This window comes from Subtercola endophyticus (assembly GCF_021044565.1).
GTDB lineage: Bacteria > Actinomycetota > Actinomycetes > Actinomycetales > Microbacteriaceae > Subtercola > Subtercola endophyticus.
This window is the reverse complement of sequence record NZ_CP087997.1, coordinates 56,002-75,086: the sequence shown is the minus strand read 5'-3', so window position 1 is coordinate 75,086 and position 19,085 is coordinate 56,002. Positions and strand designations below refer to the sequence as shown.

Annotated in this window: 15 protein-coding genes; 11 read left to right on the top strand and 4 right to left on the bottom strand. The window is 68.9% G+C overall.

From position 1 onward, the window contains the following. Positions 1-3: 3 nt before the first annotated feature. Entirely contained in the window at positions 4-306 is a 303-nt protein-coding gene (locus tag LQ955_RS00360; protein WP_231026282.1) for a DUF427 domain-containing protein, read from the bottom strand. 46 nt (positions 307-352) lie between these two features. Beyond that, entirely contained in the window at positions 353-928 is a 576-nt protein-coding gene (locus tag LQ955_RS00355; RefSeq protein ID WP_231026281.1) for a 2-phosphosulfolactate phosphatase, read from the bottom strand. Positions 929-1,102: 174 nt separating this feature from the next. Between LQ955_RS00355 and LQ955_RS00350 the strand changes: the two genes are divergently transcribed. Continuing rightward, positions 1,103-1,660 carry a hypothetical protein gene (locus LQ955_RS00350; protein ID WP_231026280.1) on the top strand — a complete coding sequence of 186 codons (558 nt, stop codon included), beginning with the start codon at positions 1,103-1,105 and terminating at the stop codon, positions 1,658-1,660. Beyond that, positions 1,660-2,307, top strand: coding sequence for a DUF1684 domain-containing protein (locus LQ955_RS00345; protein ID WP_231026279.1), 648 nt, complete (start codon positions 1,660-1,662; stop codon positions 2,305-2,307). Before LQ955_RS00350 ends, LQ955_RS00345 begins: the two co-directional genes overlap by 1 nt. Positions 2,308-2,794: 487 nt before the next feature. Here the strand turns inward: LQ955_RS00345 and LQ955_RS00340 are convergent, their stop codons facing one another. Continuing rightward, a complete protein-coding gene (locus tag LQ955_RS00340) occupies positions 2,795-3,385 on the bottom strand; it encodes a DinB family protein (protein ID WP_231026278.1) in 591 nt (196 codons plus the stop codon). Between the two features lie 250 nt (positions 3,386-3,635). Here LQ955_RS00340 and LQ955_RS00335 point away from each other — a divergent pair, with 250 nt between their 5' ends. The 3 genes from LQ955_RS00335 (at position 3,636) to LQ955_RS00325 (ending at position 9,165) form a co-directional block, all read left to right on the top strand. Next, positions 3,636-5,906, top strand: a complete 2,271-nt coding sequence (locus LQ955_RS00335) for an ArnT family glycosyltransferase (RefSeq protein WP_231026277.1) — start codon at positions 3,636-3,638, stop codon at positions 5,904-5,906. Positions 5,907-6,286: 380 nt separating this feature from the next. Beyond that, positions 6,287-7,951 carry a DEAD/DEAH box helicase gene (locus LQ955_RS00330; RefSeq protein WP_231026276.1) on the top strand — a complete coding sequence of 555 codons (1,665 nt, stop codon included), beginning with the start codon at positions 6,287-6,289 and terminating at the stop codon, positions 7,949-7,951. A gap of 227 nt (positions 7,952-8,178) precedes the next feature. After that, positions 8,179-9,165, top strand: a complete 987-nt coding sequence (locus LQ955_RS00325; protein WP_231026275.1) for a nucleoside hydrolase — start codon at positions 8,179-8,181, stop codon at positions 9,163-9,165. A gap of 277 nt (positions 9,166-9,442) precedes the next feature. Here LQ955_RS00325 and LQ955_RS00320 read toward each other — a convergent pair whose 3' ends face one another. After that, positions 9,443-9,982, bottom strand: a complete 540-nt coding sequence (locus LQ955_RS00320; RefSeq protein ID WP_231026274.1) for an NUDIX hydrolase family protein — start codon at positions 9,980-9,982, stop codon at positions 9,443-9,445. A gap of 86 nt (positions 9,983-10,068) precedes the next feature. Here LQ955_RS00320 and LQ955_RS00315 point away from each other — a divergent pair, with 86 nt between their 5' ends. From LQ955_RS00315 to ybaK, 6 genes are all read left to right on the top strand, one after another. Further along, complete coding sequence (locus LQ955_RS00315) at positions 10,069-15,417, top strand: Lhr family ATP-dependent helicase (RefSeq protein WP_231028210.1); 5,349 nt, start codon at positions 10,069-10,071, stop codon at positions 15,415-15,417. Next, positions 15,410-16,198 (top strand): DNA-formamidopyrimidine glycosylase family protein, encoded by a 789-nt coding sequence (locus tag LQ955_RS00310; RefSeq protein ID WP_231026273.1) that lies wholly within the window; start codon positions 15,410-15,412, stop codon positions 16,196-16,198. Before LQ955_RS00315 ends, LQ955_RS00310 begins: the two co-directional genes overlap by 8 nt. A 140-nt stretch (positions 16,199-16,338) precedes the next feature. Beyond that, positions 16,339-17,397 carry a hypothetical protein gene (locus LQ955_RS00305; RefSeq protein ID WP_231026272.1) on the top strand — a complete coding sequence of 353 codons (1,059 nt, stop codon included), beginning with the start codon at positions 16,339-16,341 and terminating at the stop codon, positions 17,395-17,397. Positions 17,398-17,450: 53 nt separating this feature from the next. Next, positions 17,451-17,732, top strand: coding sequence for a metal-sensitive transcriptional regulator (locus LQ955_RS00300; protein WP_231026271.1), 282 nt, complete (start codon positions 17,451-17,453; stop codon positions 17,730-17,732). A gap of 80 nt (positions 17,733-17,812) precedes the next feature. Next, entirely contained in the window at positions 17,813-18,526 is a 714-nt protein-coding gene (locus tag LQ955_RS00295) for an alpha/beta hydrolase (RefSeq protein WP_231026270.1), read from the top strand. Positions 18,527-18,579: 53 nt separating this feature from the next. Then, positions 18,580-19,077 carry a Cys-tRNA(Pro) deacylase gene (gene ybaK, locus LQ955_RS00290; RefSeq protein WP_231026269.1) on the top strand — a complete coding sequence of 166 codons (498 nt, stop codon included), beginning with the start codon at positions 18,580-18,582 and terminating at the stop codon, positions 19,075-19,077. The last annotated feature ends 8 nt before the right edge of the window (positions 19,078-19,085 follow it).

Below are 19,085 nucleotides of genomic sequence, written 5' to 3'. Positions count from 1 at the left end.
CGATCAGTCGGTGACGTTCACTTCTTTCCAGAAGGCGACGTAGTTGCTGAAGTCTTTGCCGACCCGGTCGAAGGCCGACGGGTAAGGCGTCGGGTAGCTCCACGCGCGATCCTTCAGCGTAGCGTCGCCGTCTTTCACACTGAAGTACTGGCATTCGCCCTTCCACGGGCAGGTGTAGGGCGTCGCGCTCGCGACGAGGTAGTCCTTGTTGACGCTCTCGGGCGGAAAGTACCAGTTGCCTTCAATGGCGATCAGGTCTTCTTTCGGCGCCTCTGCGATGACGGTGCCATTCACTACAGCCTTCATGGTGTCCTCCAGTGAGATCGAGTGCCGGCGGCGAACGGCCGACTCTCTATGCAACCACCGCGCTGGCGGAATCGATACCGCTTGCGCCCGACACAACGTCGGCGTACCCGTCGGCGATCAGCGCTCGGCCCGCGATCGAGGCGGAGAAGAGATGCGCGACGGCACGTTCCAGCCCGGTGAACGAGGCGCAGACCACCGCGGCTTCGGGCGAGCTGAAGTCGATTCCGAGCGCCGCAAGGGCATCGATCACGGCACCCGCGGCGAGGGTGTCTTCAACTCCGTCGCTCGCGGCCACAACCGCAACCGATACACGTTCACCGGCCTCGACCTGTTGTTCGAGCATCCATCTCGCCGCGTCGCTGCGATTCGTGAGGTCCGCGTGGATGATCGGGGCCCCCACGAACTCCGGCCAGCCGTGCGCGTGCGCGTCTTCGGCGCGTCTCGCCGCTCGCTGCCTGCCCGCAGAAGCGGTAGCGCGCCCGGTCGCGGTGCCCTGCTCCGGCAGTGCGTCGACCCAGATGACGACGTCGGCATGGCCGCCGACACTACGCAACCCGTCGATGCCCCGGCCGAACCGCACCTGGTAGTGGGTTTGGGCGTCGGGCGGGGGTATTTCGGTCATCCACTCATCGTATTCGGGCGCCGGGCGCAGTCGACGCGCGTGATTACTAAGGAAATGCTCGATGTCGAACCATATATCGGTTCGACATCGAGCATTTCCTTAGTAATTCGCAAAGCGACAGGCGAGCGGCGTCAAGGCGACGACAAACGGCGCGCGAGCGGGGAGGATGGGAGCATGAAGGTACTGCTGAAGTTCGTTCTCGACTGTGAGCCCGAGGCAGCGTGGCGCGCGCTGCAGAGTCCGACGGTGTTCCGGGAGGTGTCGGCCCCGCTGCTGAAGGTTTCTTCGCGCGAGCCGGGCGGGTTTCAGACGGTCTGGCCCGAAGGCGAGAATCGCGTCGAGATCGAGGCTCTCGGGCTGGTGCCGCTGGGCATCCAGATCGTGGACATCGACCGCTCGCGAACGCAGCACGCGGGGGTGCGCATCGTGCACGACAAGGGGCGCGGGGTCAGCGGGGCTCTGAAGGTGGCGACCACATGGGATCACCGGATGGCGGTGGCGGCCGACCCCGCAGGAACAGGCAAGACGCTGTACCGCGACCGGCTGATCGTGAAGGCGGGGGCGCTGACACCCGCGCTGTGGGCGAGCCTCTGGGCGTTCTGGCAGCTGCGCGGGGTTCGGCTGCAGCAGCTGGCGCCGACGTGGGCGTTCGATCCGGAGTTCAGCGGAGACGCGAAAGCGACGGCGGCGCGGGCGGCGCGGCGCGCCGAGCCCGACTTGGCGGCCGAGTGATGGCCGAGGGGGCGGCCCGCACGGCCATCGAGGTGGCCGACTGGCGACAGCGGGTGTTCGGGATGTACTCCGGGGTGCGGCGGATGAGCATCCACGACCCGCGTGAAGCGCACGGGTATTGGCGCGAAGCGCGCGACGAGTTGTTCGCGGCGCATCCGCAGACGCCTCTGCTGCCCGAAGACCGGGCCGGGTTCGCGGGGCTGCCCGTGGCCGAGTACGACGAGGCCTGGCGGTTCGAGGTGGTGCTGGAGGCTCCCGACGAACCCGCGCGGTTCGACTTCGAGACGGGTACCGACGGGGTTGTTCCGTTCGAGTTGGTGGGGCGGGCGCGGGTGCCGAGGGTGGGGTCGCTTGACGTCTGGCGGCTGCAATCGTATGGTGGCGGGTTGTTCGTTCCGGTTCGGGATGCCCTGGCGAGCGCCGGGGGCCGGGCATCCGGTGCTCGCACCTACGGGGGCGGGCGCTACCTGCTCGACACGATCAAGGGGGCGCATCTCGGTGAGGGGCAGGAGCCGGGCAGCCTCGTGCTCGACTTCAACTTCGCCTACAACCCGTCGTGCGCGTACGACCCGGCCTGGGCGTGCCCGCTGGCTCCGCTCGGCAATCGAGTCGCGGCCGAGATTCCGGTGGGTGAGCTGTACCACTGAGGCGCGGGCGGCTGGCCCGGCCGCGCGACCGCGACCGTCGCGGACGAGAGCGAGAGGCGCGCCGGTCGCCCTCGTCCGCAGGTGTCGCGGTCGCAGGAAAGGCGCCGGGCCGCGAGGGCGCAGGGTCGCTAGCGCCGGGCGGGGTGCGCGCTGCGGTTTGGCGCATCGGCGGTGGTTCGAACTACCGCGGATGAGCCAAACTATGGCGCGTCGAGGAGCGGGCGGCGGCGAGCAGCGGGCGGCGTCGAGGCAGCGGGCGGCGGCGAGCAGCGGGCGGCGGCGAGCAGCGGGCGGCGGCGAGCAGCGGGCGGCGGCGAGCAGCGGGCGGCGGCGAGCAGCGGGCGGCGGCGAGCAGCGGGCGGCGGCGAGCAGCGGGCGGCGTCGAGGCAGCGGGCGGCGTCGAGGCAGCGGGCGGCGTCGAGGCAGCGGGCGGCGGCCGAGCCGCGGGCGGCGTCGAGGCAGGGGGCGGCGGGCGAGCAGCGGGAGCTCAGGCGCCGCCGACGGCGCGGGCAGCTTTCTCTACGCGGTCGTAGTGCTGCCGCCAGTACGCGGCGTCGCCGAGTGGAACGTTCTCGTTGCCTGCGCGCAGGCCGACGGCACCATCGACGAGTTCACGCACCAGGTCGGCGTGGCCCGCGTGCCGGTGCGTCTCGGCGATCATGTGCACAACGATGCGCTGAAGGGTGACAGTACGCCGCTCTTCCGGCCACCACGGCACGGTGCCCGCGGCATCGAGCGGCAGTTCGGCAACCGTAGCGTCGGAGTGCGCCCAGACGCGCCGGTACAGGTCGACGACCGAGTCGCGAGACTCGTCGACGGTGGCCCACATGTCGGCGTTGTCGTCGGCGTCGTCGGACATCCATGGCAAAGCTCCGTCGAACGGCCGGCCGAACACGTCGCCGAGATACCCGGCCTCGGTGCCCGCGACGTGTTTGACGAGGCCGAGGAGGTTGGTTCCGGTCGGCACCAGTGGCCGCCGGGCGTCGTACTCTGACACGCCCTCGAGCTTCCAGAGCAGAGCATCGCGGCCGCTCTGCAGGTAAGTGAGGAGGGTGGCTTTGACGTCGGCTTCGTTCATCCGCTCAGCCTGACGGTCGGAGGGTGTTCGGGGCAAGCCCGCCCCGCCCCGGCCGAGCCCAAGCCGCTCCGCTCCGCTCCGGCCGAGCCCAACCCCGCTCCGCTCCGCTCCGGCCGAGCCCACACCCCCGCGCGGCCCGCCCCACCGTGCTCGGCGCCCCTCGATCGATTCATAGAAACCGCAGAGCAGGTGCCAAGTGCGCGCATAGTGCACACGCAGAGACTGAAGGCTCTTCGACGAAAGGCGCCCCATGGCCACGACCCCCGTGCTCAATTCAGGCACCGCAGCGAACCCGCCCTCACGTCGCGGCCGCGCCGCACGGCGCCTGCTGGTCGGCGACCGCACCTCCCCCGTGTGGGCGCGGCCCGGCCTGATCGCTCTACTTGTCGTCACCGCGGCGCTCTACCTCTGGAATCTCGGCGCAAGCGGGTTCGCGAACACGTTCTACGCGGCGGCAGTGCAGGCCGGCTCCGAGAGCTGGAAAGCGCTGTTCTTCGGCTCGCTCGATGCGTCGAACTTCATTACCGTCGACAAGCCGCCCGCCTCGCTCTGGGTGATGGGGCTGTCGGCGCGGCTTTTCGGGTTCTCGGCGTGGAGCCTGTTGGTTCCGCAAGCGCTGATGGGCGTGGCATCCGTCGCCCTGCTGTACGGTGCCGTGCGACGCAGTCTGGTGGCGGCCGGCCCGAAGTCCAGCGTCATCGGCGGCCTGCTGGCGGGCACGATTCTCGCGTTCACTCCGGCGGCGGCGCTGATGTTCCGCTTCGACAACCCGGATGCTCTGCTCACGTTGCTCATGACGGCTGCCGCGTATTTCGTGGTTCGCGCTCTGCCGCGCGCCAGCTACAAATGGCTCGCCCTGGCCGGCGTCGCCCTCGGATTCGCATTCTTGACCAAGATGCTGCAGGGACTCTTGGTGCTGCCCGCCTTCGGCCTCGTTTATCTCGTCGCCGCGCCGACCGCGCTCTGGAAGCGCTTCGTGCATCTGCTCGTCGCCGCGGGCGCTCTGGTGGTCACAGCGGGGTGGTGGGTGCTCGCGGTGGCACTGTGGCCGGTGGATGCTCGCCCGTACATCGGCGGATCCACCAACAACACCGTGCTCGACCTCGTGTTCGGCTACAACGGATTGGGTCGCATCTTCGGGGGCTCGGGCAACGGAGGAGGTGGCGCGGGCGGCGGCACCGGCGCCTCAGGATCGAGTTTCGGCGGCGCAACCGGACTGCAGCGCCTGTTCAGCAGCGAGATGGGGCTCGAGATCTCCTGGCTGCTGCCGGCGGCGATCATCGCGCTGGTGCTCGGGCTCATCGTGACGCGGCGGGGCGGGCGCACGAATCCGCTGCGCTCGGGCCTTCTGCTCTGGGGCGGCTGGCTCGTCGTGACGGGGCTGGTGTTCAGCTCTATGAGCGGCACGATCCACCCGTATTACACGGTCGCCCTCGCGCCGGCCATCGGCGGGCTCGTGGCGCTCGGAGCGGTCGCGCTCTGGCGCGAACGGCACACGTGGCTCGGCCGGCTCGGGCTGGCTTCGCTGATGATCGCGGCCGGGGTGTGGGCGTTTGTGCTTCTGGGCGAGAACGCCACGTGGCTGCCGTGGCTGCGGTGGATGCTCGTGGTCGGGTCGGTGCTCTCTGCCGCCGGGTACGTGGTGGGCACCGCGCTCACCCCGCGAGCGTCGGCTACGGCGGGTCGCCGCGGAGCCGAGGCGGGTCGGGTCGGGGTCGGCGCATGGGCGCGGCGCCTGACGGCCGTCGCCGTCATCGGCGGAGCGCTGTTCGGGCTTGACGGCACGGCCGCGTATGCGGTCGCGACGGCGTCGGTAGCGCACAGCGGATCGATCCCGACGGTCGGGTCGGCCAGTGCGTCGGGCGGCGGCGGAGGAGCTGGCGGTAACGGCGCTGGAGGCGGACAGGGTGGAGGAGCTGCGGGCAGCGGATTGACCGGCACGACCGGCACGACGGGTGCCGACGGCGGCACTCCACCGAATGGCAGTGGCGGCCAGGGCGGCACGCCTCCCGATGGCTCGGGCACGACCACAGACTCCGGCACCACCGCGGGCTCGGGCACGACCGGCGGCTCCGCCACGACCGGAACGGCTCAGGGCGACGCGACGAGTGGCGGCGGCAGTGCATCCGGAACCACCGATGACGCCGGAACCGGCACCGCGGGCACGACCTCGAGTGCCGACCTCGACGCATTACTCGCAGCCTCTCCGGCGCGGTGGGCGGCGGCGGTCGACGGGTCGCAGTCGGCAGCGACACTCGAGCTCAGCTCGGGAGCCGCCGTCATGGCGATCGGCGGCTGGAGCGACGACCCCACCCCGACGTTGGCTGAGTTTCAGGCCTATGTCGCGGCCGGCGACATCGGCTACTACATCGTCAGCGGTCAGGGCGGCGCGGGCGGTGGCGCAGGCGGGGCCGCCGGCGGGAGCACAAGCACCGCGAGCGCCATCCAATCCTGGGTCGAGTCCACCTACACCGCCACCACCGTCGGCGCCCAGACCGTCTACGACCTCACCGCAAGCTGACGGGCACCCGGGTGTTCGGTCGCCCGGCGGCGCACCGTGATAGGCTTGGGGTACTTGCGAGCGCAAACGCGCGCTCCCTGCGTCGTAGAACGCACATCGTGCGAGCCGAATCAGAACGGCCGAGCACGAAACTTTCTCACGGCGAACGGATGTGGCCACCGCCACCTTCGCCAGATTTCCACCGGAATCCGTATCTGCCCCGGCAGCGTCACCGCCGCACAGCAGGCCTACGGAATGAGATTGCGCCGACGCAGTTCGCACCGGGCCTGAACGGTCACGTGTGCGCCGGCATGTGCTGCCAGCAGCGCGTGCCACCCCGCTGTAGCACGTGCGCGTCTTTCTCGAGTGGAACCGATGCCCCGAAAGGCACCGAAACCTCCATGACTCTCGATTCAACACTCGAAACCACCACTACCTTCGCCGCACTCGGTGTTCCCGCGCCGCTCGTCGCGAAGCTCAGCGCGTCGGGCATCGACTCGCCGTTCCCGATCCAGGTCGACACCCTGCCCGACACTCTCGCCGGGCGCGACGTGCTCGGCCGCGGCAAGACGGGCTCGGGAAAGACCCTGGCCTTCTCGCTGCCGATGGTCGCCCGCCTCGGCGGAGCCCTCGCCGGCGGCAAGCGCCGCCCGGGCCGCCCGCTCGGCCTCATTCTCGCGCCGACGCGTGAGCTCGCCACCCAGATCTCTGCCGTGCTGCAGCCGCTCGCCGACGCATACGGCCTCAAGTCGACCACCATCTTCGGTGGCGTCTCGCAGCAGCGCCAGGTCGCCGCGCTCAAGGCCGGCGTCGACATCGTCGTGGCCTGCCCCGGCCGTCTCGAAGACCTCATGAAGCAGGGCTTCGTGTCGCTGGATGCGGTGGAGATCACTGTTCTCGACGAAGCCGATCACATGGCCGACCTGGGCTTCTTGCCCGTCGTGACCCGCATTCTCGCGAAGACCCCTGAGAACGGGCAGCGTCTGCTGTTCTCGGCGACGCTGGACAACGGCGTCGACAAGATCGTCAAGCGCTTCTTGCACAACGAGGTTCTGCACTCGGTCGACGAGGCCAACTCCCCCGTCGCAGCGATGACCCACCACGTGTTCGAGGTCAACGACGCCGAGGCCAAGACCGCCCTCGTGAAGAAGCTCGCTTCGGGCACCGGCCGCCGCATTCTGTTCATGCGCACCAAGCACCACGCCAAGAAGCTCGCTCGCCAGCTCATCGACGCGGGCATCCCGGCCGTCGACCTGCACGGCAACCTCTCGCAGGTCGCCCGTGACCGCAACCTCGCCGCCTTCAGCGCCGGCGACGTGAGCGTTCTCGTCGCGACCGACGTTGCGGCTCGTGGTGTGCACGTCGACGACATCGAGCTCGTCATCCACGTCGATCCGCCGGCCGAGCACAAGGCGTACCTGCACCGCTCAGGCCGCACCGCGCGGGCCGGCAGCGCGGGTGATGTGGTCACGATCATCCTGCCCGCTCAGCGCAAAGACCTCGATCAGCTCATGCGTAAGGCGGCCATCCAGGTCACGCCCGAGCGTGTCAGCCTGTCGTCTCCCTCGGTCGACGCACTCGTCGGCGAAGTTGCGGCGTATGTGAAGCCGTCGGATGCTCCTGTGACGTTGACCGGAGGCGGCGCGTCGCGCGGCAACGGTGGCGGCAACGGCGGCGGTCGCGGATCGCGCGGCGGCAACGGTGGCGGCTCGGGCTCGGGCTCGGGCTCGGGCTCGCGTTCGCAGGGCGGATCGCAGGGTGCCAACGCCCAGCGCAAGCGCGCTGTTCGTGACGGCGGTTCGTCGGCGGGCACCTCAAGTCCGACCGGCGGCGGCTACGGTTCCGACCGGCCCCGTCGCGACCGCTCGGCACAGGGTGCCGGCGCGGGCGCCTCGGGCGGAGCCCGTCGTGGCGGCAACTCGGGCGGCAGCACGACGGGTGGTCACTCGTCGGGTGGCGCCGGCCGCAGCGGCGGTTCGACCGTCGCGTGGTCGAGCACCGGCGGATCGGCTCCCGCGTCGGCTCCTCGCGCCCGTCGCCAGGGCCCGCGCCGCGCGCAGGGCTAGGCGCAGCCGGCCTCGCACGCAGCTTTTCGGCGAGTGTGACTTTTTCGGACGAGATGAGCCGCCCCGGCGGTCGCTCTCGTCCGGAGACATCGCTTTCGCTTCGCGGCGCCCGTGGCGCCCGTGGCCACGACGCTGGCGAGTAGTTTCCACAGTCCGCTCGGTGGCGGTGTTGTGCACAGATCTTCGATCTGGCTCCGACACCGTCGCCCAGCGGATATTTTTGTCTCATGGCTCCTTCTCCTCACCCGATTCCCGTGCTGCTCGACGTCGACACGGGGGTCGACGACGCGCTGGCGATTCTGTTCGCTGTGGCGCACCCGGGCATCCGTCTGCTCGGCATCAGTTGCGTCGCGGGCAACGCAGCGCTGCCGCAGGTGGTGCAGAACACGCTCGGCGTGCTCGACGCCGCCGGCGCTGCACCCGTTCCTGTGGCCGGGGGCGCACATCGGCCCCTCATCAACCCGGCCCGCGACGCCTCACACGTGCACGGGGCCGACGGCCTGGGCGGCATCGAGCTCGCACCGACCACTCGTGCGACGTACGAGGTCGACGGGCATCCGGTTGCCGCCATCGAGATGATGCGGCAGATGCTGCTGGCCAGCGACGAGCCGGTCACGATCGTGGCGCTCGCTCCGCAGACAAACCTCGCGCTGCTGCTGCGGGCCTACCCCGAGGTCGTCTCGAAGATCGAGCGTGTGCTCTTCATGGGCGGGTCGGCCAGCGTCGGCAACGCGACTGCGGTCGCCGAGTTCAACGTGTGGCACGACCCCGAAGCGGCGGCCATCGTGCTTGACTCGGGGGTAGCGACCTTCATGTATGGGCTCGATGTGTTCAACCGGGTCGCTGTTGAGCTCGAGAAGGCTGTATCGCTGCAATCCAGCACGAGGCGGGCCGAGAGGCTCGCCGGCCAGCTGATTTCTCACCGCATGGGTGTGGGCGCCGGCAAAGAGCCGGTGTACACGGGGCTGATCGGCGATGCCGGTGCGCTGTGCGCCCTGGTCGACCCGGATGCCCTGCGAACCGAGCTCGTACCTGTTTTCGTCGAGCTGGCGGGCGCCACCCGCGGCCAGACGGTCGTCGACCGCCGCCGTTTTCCGGGCGAAGACTCGATGCACGGGCTGGTGGCAAGATCCGGCCTCACCGAGGTCGCCCTCGAAGTGGATGCCCAGCGGTACGTCGACCTCTACCTCAGTACGATCGCCACCCTCGCCTGACGGCAGCCACCCCGAACGGCCCGGATCCTGCGAAAACGTAGGTAAAATCGGCACGGTGACCCTGGATAGGCCTCTCGCGCACGAAATCTCCTACGAAATCACTTCCGCACGACCCTGAAGCGCCAGCACCCGGGCTGGCGCGGCACGCCGGGCTGGCGCAGCACGCCGGGTTGGCGCGGGACCGCCGGGCTGACGCGGACCGCCGGGCTGACGCGGACCGCCGGGCTGACGCAGCACCCGGGCTGACGCAGCACCCGGGCTGACGCGGCACGCCGGGTCAGTACAGCCGGCCCACCGACGCGAGGGCGGCGCGCAGAAGAGCGCCGCGACCACCCTCCATCTCGGCGTGGATGCTGTCGCTCACGGCCTCTTGCGGCGTCATCCAGGTGAGCTCGAGGGCGTCTTGGCGCGGGTCGCACGTACCCGTGACCGGGATGACGTACGCCAGCGAGACCGCGTGTTGCCGATCATCCGTGAAGGAGCTGACACCGGGCAGCGGAAAGTACTCGGCCACCGAGAACGGAATCGGGCTGGTCGGCAGCTGCGGAAAGGCCATCGGCCCGAGGTCTTTCTCGAGGTGCCGAAAAAGGGCGTCTCGCAGCGTCTCGCCGTACATCACGCGGCCCGACACGATGGTGCGCGTCATCGAGCCGCTCGGCGAAACCCGCAGCAGCACGCCGACCTCGGTGACCTGGCCGAGACCGTCGACCCGAACGGGCACTGCCTCCACGTAGAGCAGCGGCAGGCGCCTCCTGATCTCGTCAAGCTCCTGGTCACTCAGCCAGCCGGGGTTCGGGTCAGGGGTGCGAACGCTCATGCTTCATTCTTACCTACATCTGGCAGAGGTTCGGCGATGAGCGCAAGGCCCGCCGCAGTGTCGGTGGCATGAGCGAGGATGGATGAATCGAAACCGACGTTCTGACCAAGTTCTCTCCCGCCACCCGCGAGTGGTTCGGCGGGGCCTTCGCCGCGCCCACCGAGGCCCAGTTGGGCGCCTGGCAGGCCGTTTCCGAGGGGTCACACGCTCTCGTGGTCGCGCCCACCGGCTCCGGCAAGACGCTCGCCGCGTTTCTCTGGGCCATCGATCAGCTGATCACGGCGCCCAAACCCATGCCCACGAAAGACGAGAACGGTAAAGACCGGCCGGTCGGCACCCGAGTGCTCTACATCTCACCGCTGAAGGCTCTCGCCGTCGATGTCGAGCGCAACCTGCGCGCGCCGCTCGTCGGTGTCACGCAGACGGCCAAGCGGCTCGGCACCATTCCGCCGAACATCAGCGTGGGCGTGCGCTCGGGCGACACCACGCAGACCGACCGTCGCACCATGATCAAGAACCCACCCGACATTCTCATCACGACGCCTGAGTCGCTGTTCTTGATGCTCACTTCTGCCGCCCGCGAAACGCTCACTTCGGTGCAGACGGTTATCATCGACGAGGTGCACGCGGTCGCGGCCACCAAGCGCGGCGCGCACCTCGCGGTGAGCCTCGAACGACTGGATGCCCTGCTCGACACCCCGGCGCAACGAATCGGCCTCTCGGCTACCGTGCGCCCACCCGAAGAGGTGGCCCGGTTTCTGGCCGGCGGGGCGGCCGTCACCATCGTGGCTCCCGTTTCGACGAAGAAGTTCGACCTGCGTGTGGTCGTTCCCATCGAAGACATGGCCGACCTGGGAGCTGCTCCCCCGCTCGAAGGGTCGGCCGCCGCGGCGACACCGCAGCAGGGGTCGATCTGGCCGCACGTCGAAGAGAGCATCGTCGACCGAATACTGCAGCACCGGTCATCGATTGTATTCGCGAACTCGCGGCGGCTGGCCGAGCGGCTGACCGCGCGGCTCAACGAGATCTACGCCGAGCGGCTGAACGCCGAATCGGGTGGCGAGTTCGACTCCGCCGAAGCCGCTCTGGCGCACGCGGTGCGGCTCTCGGGCAGCGACCGCAGTCGGCCGGACGAGTCACGGGGCGGCAGCAGGCGATCGGCGGACGATGCCGCGACGATCGCTGGTGCCGCAGGCATTGGCGAGACCCGCGGCAGCGGCTCCGGCAGCGTGCTGGGGAGAACGGGCCAGCCACCGTCGAAACGCGACACCGTCAGACCACCTGCGCAAGTGATGGCGCAGAGCGGCCAGACCGAGGGCGCAGAGCCGCTTCTGGCCCGGGCTCACCACGGTTCGGTGAGCAAAGAGCAGCGCGCCATCATCGAAGACGACCTCAAAACGGGCAAGCTGCGCTGCGTGGTGGCCACGTCGAGCCTCGAGCTGGGCATCGACATGGGCGCGGTCGACCTGGTCGTGCAGGTCGAGTCCCCGCCGTCGGTGGCGAGCGGGCTGCAGCGTGTCGGGCGCGCCGGGCACCAGGTCGGCGAGGTGTCGCGCGGCGTCATCTACCCGAAGCACAGGGCCGACCTCATCCACTCGGCCGTGGCCGCGCAGCGCATGACCGACGGGCTCATCGAGGCGCTTGCCGTGCCGAAGAATCCGCTCGACATTCTGGCCCAGCAGACCGTCGCAGCGTGCGCACTCGAGGCGATCGACGTCGAAGAGTGGTTCGACACGGTCAAGCGCAGCGCGCCGTTCTCGAGCATGCCTCGATCGGCATATGAGGCGACGCTCGACCTGCTCGCGGGGCGTTACCCCTCCGACGAGTTCGCCGAACTGCGCCCGCGCATCGTGTGGGATCGCGACGCCGGCACCATCACCGGGCGTCCCGGTGCTCAGCGCCTGGCCGTCACGAGCGGCGGAACCATTCCCGATCGCGGACTGTTCGGCGTGTTCATGGTCGGCGAAACGGCCTCACGAGTCGGTGAGCTCGACGAAGAGATGGTCTACGAATCACGCGTGGGCGACGTGTTCGCGCTCGGCGCCACGAGTTGGCGCATCCAAGAGATCACCCACGATCAGGTGCGAGTGACTCCGGCGTTCGGCGAGCCCGGGCGGCTGCCGTTCTGGCGCGGTGACGGGCTGGGGCGACCTGCCGAGTTGGGGCGCGCGATCGGTGCGTTCACGAGACAGATCGGTGGGGCATCCGCTGCTCGCGCGCTGCAGATGACCGAGAGTGCGGGGCTCGACGAGAACGCCAGCAGTAACCTCATCACGTTCATCGGCGAGCAGCGCGAGGCCACCGGGCACGTACCCAGCGACCAGACGCTCGTGGTCGAGCGCTTTCGCGACGAACTGGGCGACTGGCGGGTGATCTTGCATTCCCCGTACGGCATGCAAGTGCATTCGCCGTGGGCGTTGGCCATCGGGGCTCGCATTCGCGAGCGTTTCGGCGTCGACGGCGGTGTGGTTGCCAGCGATGACGGCATCGTGGTGCGCCTGCCCGACACCGAGATCGACCCGCCCGGAGCCGAGCTGTTCGTGTTCAGCGCCGACGAACTCGAGATCATCGTGACCACCGAGGTCGGTGGGTCGGCGTTGTTCGCGTCGCGCTTTCGTGAGAACGCCGCCCGGGCGCTGCTGCTGCCGCGGCAGAACCCCGGCAAACGGTCACCGCTTTGGCAGCAACGGCAGCGTTCGGCGCAACTGCTCGAGGTTGCCCGGCGGTATCCGACGTTTCCGATCATTCTCGAGACGGTTCGCGAGTGCCTGCAAGACGTCTACGACCTGCCCTCACTCAAAGCCCTGGCCGGCGAGATCGAGAGCCGACGCATCCGCATCGTCGAGACCGAGACGCCCGAGCCGTCGCCGTTCGCGCGCTCGCTGCTCTTCGGTTACGTCGCGTCGTTCGTCTACGAGGGTGACAGCCCGCTCGCCGAGCGGCGGGCGGCGGCGCTGTCGCTCGACCCGACCCTGCTGGCCGAGCTGCTCGGCCGCGCAGAATTGCGCGAACTGCTCGACCCCGGAGTCATCGCCCAGACCGAACGCGAACTGCAGCGCCTCGCGCCGGGCCGCCAGGCCCACGGTCTGGAGGGCGTTGCCGATCTTGTGCGGATGCTCGGCCCGCTGTCGACCGCCGAAGTAGCTGAGCGTCTCGTCGACGGTGGTGCGGCAGGTGCCGGGCCGGCTGCGGGGGCAGTGGCCGGCGTGGATGCGGCGGGCGCTTCGACTGCGGCCACCGATGCCGGTGCCGTGGCGCGCACTGCCGATAGTGCAGACGCAGCGGCCGATAGTGCAGACGCAGCGGCCACCGGCGCCCCCGCCTCGGCGCGCACCGCCGATAGTGCAGACGCAGCGGGCACTGTCGCTGCCGCGGTCCGCGACGCGGCCGGCTCGGTCGGCGCCGAAGGCTCGGTCGGCACCGAAGGCTCGGTCGGCACCGAAGGCTCGGTCGGCACCGAAGTGTCGGGCGCACCCGCGTACCTCGACGAGCTGTTGCGGGCGAAGCGAGTGCTCGCGGTCACGATCGCCGGTGAGCCGCGCTGGGCCGCCATCGAAGACGCGAGCAGGCTGCGCGACGCGCTCGGGGTGCCGATTCCTTTCGGTGTGCCCGACGCCTTCATCGAGCCCGTCGACGATCCGCTGGGCGACCTCGTCGGGCGTTATGCGCGCACACATGGGCCTTTCACCGCGGCTGAGGTCGGTGTGCGGCTCGGACTCGGCACGGCGGTCGTGCACGAGACGCTCAAACGCCTGGAGCGGGTGCGGCGCGTCGTCGAGGGCGAGTTCCGGCCGACCGGCGACGCCTCGCCCTTCGACCACGCGGCAGCGGCCAGCGAGTGGTGCGACACCGAGGTTCTGCGCCGGCTGCGCGCTCGTTCGCTTGCTGCTCTGCGGCACGAGGTCGAGCCCGTCGATCAGGCCGCCTTCGCGCGCTTCTTGCCCGTGTGGCAGCACGTCGACGGCCAGCTTCGTGGTGTCGACGGGGTATTGACCGTGATCGAGCAGCTGGCCGGGGTGCCTGCGCCGGCTTCGGCATGGGAGACGCTCGTGCTGCCCTCTCGCGTACGCGACTACAGCCCGGCCATGCTCGACGAACTCACGGCCTCGGGCGAGATCGTCTGGTCGGGAAACGGATCGCTCCCCGGCAGCGACGGCTGGGTCGCGCTGCACCTCGCCGACACGGTTCGCGTCACCCTGCCCGAGCAGGTAGAGCTCGAGCCGACGTCGCTGCAGGCAGCCGTACTCGACGCCTTGGCGGGTGGCGGGGCGTACTTCTTTCGCAACCTGGCCGACACGGTGGGCGAGCGGATGCACGCCTCCGCGATCGCGGCGCTGGTGACAGGTTCGAGCGGTGACGATGCCGACCGAGGCACTGGTTCCCGGGCATCCACATCGCCGGCTGCCGCCCCCGCGACCATCGACAACACGGGGTTCTTCACTGACGAGCAACTCGTCACCGCGCTGTGGGATCTGGTGTGGGCCGGCCGCATCACGAACGACACTCTCGCGCCGCTTCGTACGTTGACGGGCGGCGGCAGTGGGCACGCGGCACACTCCGCCAAGCGGCAAGCGCCGCGGTCGCGGCTCTACCGCGGTCGAGCGTATTCGCGACCCACGATGGCGACACGGGTCGGGCCGCCGACCGTCGGTGGGCGCTGGTCGCTCTTGCCCCGCGCGGAATCCGACCCGACATTGCGGGCGCACGCCATGGCCGAGTTCTTGCTCGACCGGTACGGCGTCGTCACTCGCGGATCCGTCGTCAGCGAACACCAGCCCGGCGGGTTCGCGCTCGCGTACCGCGTGCTGAGCCAGTTCGAAGAGACCGGGCGGTGCCGGCGCGGGTACTTCATCGACGGGCTCGGCGCCGCGCAGTTCGCCACGGGCGGCACCGTCGACCGGCTGCGTTCGTTCGCCGCCGACATCCTCGACGACGGGACGAGTGGCACGGGCGGCGGGAATGAGGGGCGTTCGGGCGAGGGCGGTACCAGGCGCGGGGGCAGCGCCGCCGAGGGCAGCGGGAGCTCCAGCTCGCGGGTCGACTCGCACGCGCGCGGGGCTCGCGACGCCCGCCCTCGCACCTTGACGCTCGCGGCCAGCGACCCGGCGAATCCGTTCGGCGCCGCTCTGCCGTGGCCGCAGGGCGAGGGGCATCGTCCGGGCCGTAAGGCGGGCGCGCTCGTCGTTCTCGTCGACGGGCACCTCGTGCTGTACGTCGAGCGCGGCGGAAAAACCGTGCTGTCGTTCAGCACCGACGACGACGTGCTGCAGTCGGCAGCGGCATCCCTCGCCCACGCTGTGACGAACGCGCAGGTCGACCGGCTCACCATCGAGAAGATCGACGGCGAGTTCTCGGTAGGCACGCCGGTCGGGCGGATGCTCGAAGACGCCGGCTTCAATAACACCCCCCGGGGGCTGAGGTTGCGCAGTGCCTGAAGGCGACACCGTCTACCGCGCCGCCGAGCACCTCAACGCCGTGCTGGCGGGGCGGGAGCTGACCGGGTGCGACATCCGGGTGCCGAAGTTCGCCACGGTCAACCTCAGCGGCGAGACCGTCGATGACGTGGTGAGCCGCGGCAAGCACATTCTGATGCGAATCGGCGAGTTCAGCATCCATTCGCACCTCAAAATGGAGGGCACCTGGCACATCTACAAGCCCGGAACCCGCTGGCGCAAACCGGCCTGGCAGGCGCGCGCGGTGCTGAAGACGCAGGAGCACACGGCTGTCGGGTTCGAACTCGGCCTGCTCGAGGTGCTGCGACGCGACGACGAAGACGACGTCGTCGGGTATCTGGGGCCCGACCTGCTCGGCGCCGGCTGGGGGCCCGAAGCCGCCGCCGAGGCCGAGCGCCGTCTCGCCGTCGATCCGGCCCGCGAGATCGACGTCGCACTGCTCGACCAACGCAACCTCGCGGGCCTCGGAAACGTCTTCGTGAACGAACTGTGCTTTCTGCGCGGCGTGCGCCCCGACAGACCCGTGGGCGATGTTGGCCAGCTCGACAAGGTCGTGGCTCTGGCGCACCGCCTCATCACGGCGAACCGGGACCGCGTCGAACGCACCACAACCGGCGACACCCGGCCGGGCAAGCAGGTCTGGGTCTACAACCGCGCAGGCCAGCCCTGCCGCCGCTGCGGAAGCCGCATCGAGAGCGGCAAGCTCGGCGCGAACGAGCTGTCGCTGCGTGACACGTACTGGTGCCCGCACTGCCAGAGCTAGCGCAACTCAGATCTCCGCCTCTGCGCCGACCGGTGTTGCAGATCTCGCGTAATGAAGAGCGCGTTCTCGAGTCTCTACGAAGTGTAAGAACGCTTCGTTTGAGCCTTGGCGACATCGCTCTCAACCGATTGGAGATCACAATGACCGAAATGATCACAGAGAGGCGAGGGCGACGTAAGGGCAGACTCGCCGCCGTTCTCGCCCTCGTCGCCACGATCGGAGCACTCATCGTGCTGCCGGCGACGAGCGCCTCGGCGCTCGCGATCGACTGCACGTACGGCGGGCCGGGGCTGTACGCATACATCGGAACTGGGCGAGACGGTGTCACGTGCCAAGGCATCGGCGGCGGAGGAATGGGATCAGGCATTGGGTATCACCCGGTAACGACCCCAGGATCGGGGCAGACCGTGCCGGACGGATATTGTCCAGCGGGCGCAATCCCACCGGTCATTCCCGATGACTTCTACGACCACGGACTCATAACCTCGTATTCATATTACGAAAGCGACTGGTTTCGCGGTTCATACCGTATGCCAATGCAAGTCACCGAGTTTTACCGCAATGGTGCATTTGTGGGCTCCAGACAAGTGATCCTGAACAGGTCCGGCATCGTGTACAAGATCGTCTTTAATGACAGCACGTTGTTGATTGGAGGCATGAGTGGCGGCCCAGGCGTGCGTCTGATCTCGACTGGCACGTGTTCAGGGGGATGGAACGTCGAGGCCGTGCCACAAACCAGTAAGGCCAGCGAGCTTGTCCCCGCCGGTCCGATGGCGCTTCCCGGCACTCCCTCCCCCACCCCGACGACTAATGAAGTCGTGACAACAGGGTCGCTGACGCCCGTTCCCTATTCGAGCGGAAAGTATTTTCTGCGAGTCGACGCAACGAATACCAACTCTGTCGACCTCCCGACCGATCTGGACCTTGACCTCTCCGGGTATTCGATGGTCTCGGTAGCAGCGATGCCGTCTGACGGCAGCTGCCCGTTTGCCACGAACCTCGATGAACACTGCAGCGTGCCGTCTCTCGCCCCAGGTGCGACGAAGACGTTCACGTTCGTCGTGCAGGCCAGAACCGGTGCCGGCGCTCCTGCGCAGCTGAACGTCATGACCTCCTTCCCCGGCACGGCGAAGCTGATCGACGCATACGAGGTCATGCAGGTCTCGCGCGTCAGCTACGTTGTGCCCAACACCCCGTAGAAGCGCTCGAGAATACGGCCGGGTGGTGACGTGCCCGGCCGTATTCTTGACCTGTGATCGACGACATCAAGAAGCGCGCCCTGCACCGCACACGCATTCTCGAAGGCCAACTGCGCGGGCTCGAGAAGGCCATCGAGAACGAGGACTACTGCATCGACATCATCACGCAGAGCCTTGCCATTCAGAAGTCGCTCGGGTCGCTCAACAAACTGATGGTCGAGAACCACCTCAAAACGCACGTCACCGAGATGTTCGAAGCCGGCGGCGAGCAGCGCGAACACGCGATCGACGAGCTGGTGCGCATCTACGAGTTGAGTCGCAACCGCGGGGAGTAAGCGAGCGGATGCCCGGCCGCCGTGATGCGAATGTGCGGCCGCGCGTTAGCGTCACACGCCCCCACCGATAGACTCGCTGCGTGACAGATACGCCTCGCCGTGCAGCCATCAACGACGCCGCCGTGGTCTGGTCGGTTCCCACCGAAGAGCTCGCCGCGCGTCTGCCCGTGAGCCCGCTGATCATCATCATGCACGGCTACGGCTCGCACGAGAACGACCTCATCTCGCTCGCACCCTTGCTTCCTGAAGGCACGGTCGCCGCGTCGCTTCGCGCGCCCCTTCTGGCACCGCACCCCATCGAGAACGGGTTCTCTTGGTTCACCATCACCGAGCCCGGCAACCCGCGCGTCTCCGGGCTCGATGACGCGGCCGCATCGGTCATCGACTGGCTCGACCGGGTGGAGCAGACCTACGGCACTCCCCCGAGCGTCAGCGGTCTGGGCTTCTCGCAGGGCGGCGCCATGGCGGTGCACCTGCTTCGCACCGCCCCCGAACGCTTCGCCACCGCCGTCAACCTCTCGGGGTTCGTCGCGTCAGGGCAGGTGCACGGCGATCGGGCGATGGCCGAGTTGCGGCGTCCGGTGTTCTGGGGTCGGGATGTCGCAGACCCGATCATCACGAACGACGCTGTCGAACGCACACAAGATTGGCTGCCCTCACACTCGGATCTGACGGCGAAGTTGTACCCGGGCATCCATCACGGGGTGTCGCAAGAAGAGATCACCGACGTGGCCGAGTTCTTGAGCGAGCACCTCTTCGGGCGCGCCACGCCCGCCTCGGCGACCGACGCCTGACGCCTGACCCCGACAACTGACGACAGACCACAAGCCACAGACTGCACGAGACCATGGCGAAGGCATCGAAGACGGCCGGCCCCACCACGGCGGCGACGGTTGCCCTGGTACGTGCCGGGATCGCCTTCACTCCGCACGCCTATCACCACGACGAATCCTCGACCGACTTCGGCGACGAGGCGGCCCGGGCGCTCGGCATTGAGCCCGAGCGCGTTTTCAAGACGCTGATGGTGGAGACGGATTCCGGCCTCGTGGTGGCGATCGTCGCCGTCGCGTCGATGCTCGACGTGAAGGCCGTCGCGTCGGCACACGGGGCGAAGCGGGCGGTGATGGCCGACAAGTCGGTCGCCGAACGCAAGAGCGGGTATGTGGTGGGCGGTATCAGTCCGTTCGGGCAGAAGACGCCGCTGCCGACGCTGCTCGATGATCGTGCGCTCGACTTCGCGACCATCTACGTTTCGGGCGGTCGGCGCGGGTTCGACATCGACGTGGCTCCCTCAGATCTGGTGAACGTGACGGGCGCCACGGTAACGACCATCCGGCGCGCCTGAGGGGTGCG

Excerpts from the sequence above, each read along its gene's own strand:
- LQ955_RS00330 (WP_231026276.1), top strand. The coding sequence starts at position 6,287 with ATGACTCTCGATTCAACACTCGAAACCACCACTACCTTCGCCGCACTC.
- LQ955_RS00320 (WP_231026274.1), bottom strand. The coding sequence starts at position 9,982 with ATGAGCGTTCGCACCCCTGACCCGAACCCCGGCTGGCTGAGTGACCAG.
- LQ955_RS00340 (WP_231026278.1), bottom strand. The coding sequence starts at position 3,385 with ATGAACGAAGCCGACGTCAAAGCCACCCTCCTCACTTACCTGCAGAGC.
- LQ955_RS00305 (WP_231026272.1), top strand. The coding sequence starts at position 16,339 with ATGACCGAAATGATCACAGAGAGGCGAGGGCGACGTAAGGGCAGACTC.
- LQ955_RS00345 (WP_231026279.1), top strand. The coding sequence starts at position 1,660 with ATGGCCGAGGGGGCGGCCCGCACGGCCATCGAGGTGGCCGACTGGCGA.
- LQ955_RS00325 (WP_231026275.1), top strand. The coding sequence starts at position 8,179 with ATGGCTCCTTCTCCTCACCCGATTCCCGTGCTGCTCGACGTCGACACG.
- LQ955_RS00335 (WP_231026277.1), top strand. The coding sequence starts at position 3,636 with ATGGCCACGACCCCCGTGCTCAATTCAGGCACCGCAGCGAACCCGCCC.
- ybaK (WP_231026269.1), top strand. The coding sequence starts at position 18,580 with ATGGCGAAGGCATCGAAGACGGCCGGCCCCACCACGGCGGCGACGGTT.
- LQ955_RS00350 (WP_231026280.1), top strand. The coding sequence starts at position 1,103 with ATGAAGGTACTGCTGAAGTTCGTTCTCGACTGTGAGCCCGAGGCAGCG.
- LQ955_RS00355 (WP_231026281.1), bottom strand. The coding sequence starts at position 928 with ATGACCGAAATACCCCCGCCCGACGCCCAAACCCACTACCAGGTGCGG.
- LQ955_RS00360 (WP_231026282.1), bottom strand. The coding sequence starts at position 306 with ATGAAGGCTGTAGTGAATGGCACCGTCATCGCAGAGGCGCCGAAAGAA.